The organism is Methylomonas sp. BG-2 (assembly GCF_057766305.1).
The window spans coordinates 1-5,225 of sequence record NZ_JBYMAP010000267.1; the positions used below are offsets into that span (position 1 = coordinate 1).

Consider the following 5,225-nt stretch of genomic DNA (forward strand, 5'->3'; position numbering starts at 1 on the left):
AAAGTACACCGCGCGCCGGAAGACGGAGTTCAAGCCCATCAACGCTGAGCTGATCGGAGCACTAGGACGTTTGTTCGACGGGTTCATGGAGGAGTACCGCAAGCAGAAGAGCAGTTTGCAGAAACTGGTGCGACCTAGCGGCCGGTCAAAGTCAAGCCGCAGCCGACGCAGGGCCCAGGGTAGCAGGCCTCGCGAATTATGCCCTTTCACCTACACCCTGTCGAGCCGACAAAGTGCAGCATGCTGCACTTTGCGTCTAACCTCGAACGTTGACCGACCGCTTTTGGGCGTCTGATTTGCAGGTTCCGTGGTCAGTAATGGGTCGTTGTTGCACTTACATGAAACTTAACGATCAACCAGCAGCCGCCCACAACGCGTGATTCTATCGAAACTAAACACATGCTCTCGAGGACTTTCATAGCATCGACCTACCAACCTTCGCCGATAATCCGGTTCGCCTTTTTCAAGATAAACGGTGGCGCCACAAATTGGGCATGTCGCTGAATACCGAACTAACCGCACCACTCGTAAATCGCCATCCCTGAGTAATTCGAACTGTGCAGATTGTTCATAAAAATTTGTGAATAATTCATGGGCTACGATTATCCGATCGTCCAACAATAATATCCAAGGCTTGATGATAGTGACCCAGGCACCATAAGGAATCACAAAAATACTTACCAACAAGGTCAGATCGCGCGTTGTAACGGACCTTGGTTCGGATAAGGATAGCCATCCAGCATAGGCAATTAATACTGCAAGTCCGCCGATTGTCGCCAGCCAGCCCAGTAGGCACCAAACATGCCATTGGCGCAATTTGATTTGTCCATCTCTAAATAACCAACTTGCGATCCAACTCGGTTTAACTTCACCCAATTCAGTCATTTGATAGTTGGCTTTCAGATCAGCTGCATTGCCTATGGCTATCTGGGACTCATCAATGTCTTGTTCATCCTCGATGATCTCTGGTACCCGCTCGGCTTTGATATAAAACGTGGTGAGTTTTCCCGGACCGCCGTTTGTACTTTTTCGTTCCGGTTTCGGGTAATGCTTTAGCCCGCGTTTACGAGCAAACTCTATGATTTGCCCTTCGCGAGTTTCGCAATATTTTTTCAAGAACCCCGGCCAATCGATCCACTTTTTCGGATCTGCACTTCCTATCGAGTGTCCAACGGCAGCGACGATTTCTTCGGCAGTGAACCGTCGCTTCGACTCATCGAAATCCGCTTTCTTTAACGATTCATGAGCTAACGCGCGCAATATGCGGTGACCTTTTTCATCGCTTGTTTCGCTGTCCAGCCAATCGATCAGGCATTGGATTACCTCGCGCATAAACCACCCCAAACCAGGTAACCGGTAGTTGCAGTCTGGTTTGCGCTTTGTCGATTCATAACAATGTCCTCCATAACAATTCAAGGTTTAGGCAATACCAAAATGATTTTTAACTATTTGAATTTAATTGGCGTACCAAAAAAAGCACATTCCACAACGGCAAGCAACGCTGGAAGCCGGAGCGAGAGCAGAGAAAAATCGAAATCATGCAATGGATTCATGTCCATGTTTCGCGTTTCCGCATTCATCCGGTGGTCAAAGTCCAAGAAAAGAACATTACGATCATTAATCAATAGCAGCTCCAATGCAGAGCTATCAAGGCTTCCAGAGGTTTGTGACCCAAAACAGGTCACCTTGCGAACGGGACTTTTCTGCTTTGACCTCCTAGCATACCGACAACAGCCATTAATCAACTATGAGGCGTCTATGTCAACACTGGATGAAGATCTTAGCCGTTTGAATTTCGAATATCTCATGCTAGCCAGGGAATGTGCTCGCAGCAACCCAGCAGAAACAGCATGGCGATTTGGCTTGGACAAAAACCATATAGAAAAACTCGCAGACATGACGCTGGAGCAACTTCGGGATCAAGCTGAAAGTAGCAGAGCGGTTATTCGGCTGTTGCCGATATTTGTTCCAAATGGCGTTTCCATGGGCGCCTACGTGGATTTACTTCAACCCTTGGTTTCGGAACGGAGCGATGAAAACAGTGCCCTTTAAAAAAGCCTCAAATTTCGCCAACCACTGGGTTTTAGCTGAGCAATTGATCCAGCTTGGCGCTCGGCCTCCTATCGTCAGTCAACTATGTCGGTTGTCACGACAACAAAGTATCGACTTGTATAAATCAGTAAACGGATGCCCACCCAAACAAGGCATGCTACCTCATGATCACCAATGGGTCATTCAGTCCGCCGGCCGCAATATTCACGCGTCGATATTTTTAGGCATTCTCGATGATATTCGGCGGCGATTATCTATTCAGCATGCTTCAGCTCAGGTATTAGTTGATGCCTTTAGCCTTTATAAAAACATCGCATCACACATATTCATCGAGCCTAAAGCAATAACACCTGTAGCAAGACAGTTCACGTTAGACATCAATAGGGCGTGGTCTTTAATCAGCATGCTCTTGGCCGGTGATTTGATCTTCACTGTTTGCGCATGTTGCAGAGTACGCTTTCTAAGCGTGATTCACCCGAATGCAACTTTTAGCCAATGCCCAATCTGCGATGTTTGGATCGATCGTTCGGGACGACGACGCTGGGTCTCTGCAAAATCCAAAAAACCAAATTAATTACATCACCCAGCCTGGAGATCATCCATCCGCTACTAAGGAGAAGTCGCATGCATATCACTGTCATTACAGCCACTGATTCCCAAATACCGCAGCCCTTACATGGCAAAAACCTAGCTAGGCTCGCACGCGAGTGCTTTGCTAATCAGCAAATATTGACCATTGATTTTAAGGACGTCAGCACCATTACCCAAGGATTTTTTCAGGAATTATTTTTTCCTTTGATTGCTGAGTTTGGCGCCGATTATTTGAAATCGAAACTTATAGTCATTAACTTGAGTGACGCCAATGAAATTCGGCTGCAATCTGCATTCAAAAGCTTGGACGACTATTTCGACAAACTGACAGCGATCAATCACCAAGGGTGCGACGAAGAGATATACACCATGAATCAAACTTGGTTGATCAAGGCCAGAGAGATCGCCCGGGAAAACCCAGTATTGACGGAATTAGTGCTGGGAATTACGGATGACACCATGCGAACAGCACTCGGTCATTTGTCCTTGGAAGACATTCAGTTCATCGCTCGCTCCAATTGGCTTTGCTTCACTCCACGGTTTTCCAGTCAGTTCCTGATGAACATCAATAAAGAACAGCCGCCGATAGTGGAAGCCATGCTCGGTTTAACCGGCTCGATCTGCTGAGGGGGCGGTCTATGCTGAAAAAGTATCAACAGCAAACACTCGCCATTGAATTGCTCAAACGCCATGCCAGGGTAAAAATCGTGCATCAAGTGACTGGCATTCCCATCAAGCCGTTAAGACAGACTTATCGACAATTGCATGGTCGTTCGCCCAGTCCAGGCTCAATCAAGTTTTCAACACGCGGGTTGACTGGAAGTCGGCGGAAATACAAGGACGTTACGCTGTTTGCGGTGTGCTATCGGGTGGCAGCGAGTAAGTCGGCCGATGATCAAATCCAAGCAGTGATAACCGCCTTTGATGCCTATAAGCATTCCTACCCATTCGGAAACCTTGATTTTTCAGCGGCATGGGTTATCTCTGAAGACCTCAAGGATAAAAAAGTGCAGGTTTCAACATGCCCGCATTGTCGTGCCTGGGTGCTGTTGAACGCAAGAGAAGACCAGGTGGAACGCTGCGGCGTTTGCAACAACTCATTGTAATCAGGTTATCCAGTGAACATTGAATCCGAGCAAAATACAACGGCAAAAGAAAAGGAATTTCTGAAAATTAACGACATGGTTGAAAAATTAGGCGTGACTCGGACTCAGTTTTGGCGAATGAGGAAGGCAGGCGAGGTTCCTCCACCGGTAATTCGAAATCCACAAATGTGGCTTACAAGCCAGATCAAAGAATTTTATGAAAGGAGGGTAAAAAAAGAAGATGTTGGAACACTTTGATGCCTTACAACTGCATTCAAACCTTATTTTTCGTTTGGTGCCGTATCTTTTTCGATCAAGTACGAAATTTTTTTCGGATTTGAGTGAAAAACAAAGTGACCATAAAAGTGACCACGCAATAAAAAAGGGCTTAGACATTTCTGCCTAAGCCCTTGATTTATTTGGCTCCCCCGGACGGGCTCGAACCGCCGACCTAGTGATTAACAGTCACCCGCTCTACCGACTGAGCTACAGGGGATTAATTCGGTATTTTTTTCTCAAAATGGCGCGCCCGGAGAGATTCGAACTCCCGACCGCACGGTTCGTAGCCGTGTACTCTATCCAGCTGAGCTACGGGCGCTTATTTGAGCCGCTTATTATCGATTATTCTAAAATTTTTTACAACTTTTTTTATCTTAGTGGCGGAGAGAGAGGGATTCGAACCCTCGATGCGCTTTTGGCACATACTCCCTTAGCAGGGGAGCGCCTTCGGCCTCTCGGCCATCTCTCCTAAACTTTATCAACCTTCGGCGTTACTCGCTTCAGATTGTTCTTTCTTGATTCTCTCGTAGATTTCTTCCCTATGAACGGATACGTCCTTAGGGGCGTTTACGCCGATACGAACCTGATTACCTTTTACCCCGAGAACTGTAACAGTCACATCGTCACCAATCATCAAGGTCTCTCCCACTCTACGGGTCAAGATAAGCATACTATCTCCCTACATGTTCAATTGTGCTTTGTTACTGCGACATACTCGAATCGACAATTATAATCTCTTTTGAAAAAAAGGGAAGCGTTATTACAACCACCGAATTGCCTCAAATTAAAAGTAACCCAAGACCTCGGTAAAAGAGGGTCGTTGCCTCACATTGAGTGTAACCGAACAATCTCGGATTACACCTATGGGAAAACACGAACGACGCGCCTATTTGCAAGCCATCCAAAAACGCTACCGACAAAGCGATCGAGCGGCGAAACAAACGATCCTGAACGAGTTTTGCGAGGTCTGCGGCTGTGCCCGCAAGTACGCGATTCGGTTACTGAATCAAAAAATAAAGCCCGCCGCTTCGCTAACCAGGCGGCCAGGCCCCAAACGAAAATATCAAGCCGAGGTGTTGCTGGAACCCTTGAAGCGCATCTGGTTCGCCAGCGATCAATTCTGCGGCAAACGGTTGAAGGCGGCGATACCTCTTTGGTTACCGTACTACGAAGATCAATACGACACGCTAGCGGAGACAGTATTCGCTGCCGACTTGC

At 47.1% G+C, this 5,225-nt stretch carries 7 protein-coding genes, 3 tRNA genes and 1 pseudogene; 6 read left to right on the plus strand and 5 right to left on the minus strand.

Annotated elements, in window-relative coordinates; genetic code table 11:
• Positions 1 to 345 precede the first annotated feature (345 nt).
• Entirely contained in the window at positions 346 to 1,332 is a 987-nt protein-coding gene (locus AC3B8H_RS18295) for a hypothetical protein (protein ID WP_488442975.1), read from the minus strand.
• A gap of 63 nt (positions 1,333 to 1,395) precedes the next feature.
• Between AC3B8H_RS18295 and AC3B8H_RS18300 the strand changes: the two genes are divergently transcribed.
• Genes AC3B8H_RS18300 through AC3B8H_RS18320 form a run of 5 tightly spaced genes read left to right on the plus strand, consistent with a single transcriptional unit; the run spans position 1,396 to position 3,986 of the window.
• The gene (locus tag AC3B8H_RS18300; RefSeq protein ID WP_488442976.1) at positions 1,396 to 2,052 is read left to right on the plus strand and encodes a flagellar transcriptional regulator FlhD; all 657 of its coding nucleotides are present in this window, start codon (positions 1,396 to 1,398) and stop codon (positions 2,050 to 2,052) included.
• A complete protein-coding gene (locus tag AC3B8H_RS18305) occupies positions 2,033 to 2,626 on the plus strand; it encodes a FlhC family transcriptional regulator (protein WP_488442977.1) in 594 nt (197 codons plus the stop codon). The genes AC3B8H_RS18300 and AC3B8H_RS18305 overlap by 20 nt, the downstream gene beginning before the upstream one ends.
• Before the next feature lie 50 nt (positions 2,627 to 2,676).
• Positions 2,677 to 3,270, plus strand: coding sequence for an STAS-like domain-containing protein (locus AC3B8H_RS18310; RefSeq protein WP_488442978.1), 594 nt, complete (start codon positions 2,677 to 2,679; stop codon positions 3,268 to 3,270).
• Positions 3,271 to 3,281: 11 nt separating this feature from the next.
• The gene (locus AC3B8H_RS18315) at positions 3,282 to 3,749 is read left to right on the plus strand and encodes a FlhC family transcriptional regulator (RefSeq protein ID WP_064026647.1); all 468 of its coding nucleotides are present in this window, start codon (positions 3,282 to 3,284) and stop codon (positions 3,747 to 3,749) included.
• Between the two features lie 12 nt (positions 3,750 to 3,761).
• Entirely contained in the window at positions 3,762 to 3,986 is a 225-nt protein-coding gene (locus AC3B8H_RS18320) for a helix-turn-helix transcriptional regulator (RefSeq protein ID WP_488442979.1), read from the plus strand.
• Between the two features lie 162 nt (positions 3,987 to 4,148).
• Here AC3B8H_RS18320 and AC3B8H_RS18325 read toward each other — a convergent pair.
• From AC3B8H_RS18325 to csrA, 4 genes are all read right to left on the minus strand, one after another.
• A tRNA-Asn gene (locus tag AC3B8H_RS18325) sits at positions 4,149 to 4,224 on the minus strand.
• Between the two features lie 25 nt (positions 4,225 to 4,249).
• Positions 4,250 to 4,326 (minus strand) — tRNA-Arg (locus tag AC3B8H_RS18330).
• Between the two features lie 59 nt (positions 4,327 to 4,385).
• Positions 4,386 to 4,476: transfer RNA gene (locus AC3B8H_RS18335), tRNA-Ser, on the minus strand.
• 9 nt (positions 4,477 to 4,485) lie between these two features.
• Positions 4,486 to 4,677 (minus strand): carbon storage regulator CsrA, encoded by a 192-nt coding sequence (csrA, locus tag AC3B8H_RS18340; protein ID WP_488442980.1) that lies wholly within the window; start codon positions 4,675 to 4,677, stop codon positions 4,486 to 4,488.
• Between the two features lie 193 nt (positions 4,678 to 4,870).
• Here csrA and AC3B8H_RS18345 point away from each other — a divergent pair.
• A pseudogene (locus tag AC3B8H_RS18345) lies at positions 4,871 to 5,225 on the plus strand (integrase); the annotation flags it as partial.